The organism is Zoogloea oryzae (assembly GCF_030161255.1).
GTDB classification, from domain to species: Bacteria; Pseudomonadota; Gammaproteobacteria; order Burkholderiales; family Rhodocyclaceae; genus Zoogloea; species Zoogloea oryzae.
On record NZ_BSPX01000232.1, the window covers coordinates 1 to 248 of the forward strand.

Genomic DNA, 248 nt, shown 5'->3' on the forward strand with positions numbered 1-248 from the left:
CTCCCCGGTGACCGGCTGGAGCTGCGCCGGGGCAGCGGCGGCGGCTACCGGGTGCCGGGCGAGGTGGCGTCGCGGCCGGTGAGCTTCATCGTCGATACCGGCGCCAGCCTCACCTCGATCCCCGCCCGGCTGGGCAACGAGCTGGGCATCCGCGAATGCCCGGCGGTGGGCTTCGACACCAGCCGCGCGGACGAGCCCGGCTGCTGCCGCCGCGAGACCTTCCACACCGCCAGCGGCACCGCCGAGGG

1 protein-coding gene is annotated in these 248 nt (G+C 76.6%); it reads left to right on the forward strand.

Features of this window, described 5'->3' with window-relative positions:
* On the forward strand, positions 1–248 hold a 248-nt coding region (locus QQK25_RS23190; RefSeq protein ID WP_284190077.1), incomplete at both ends, for an aspartyl protease family protein.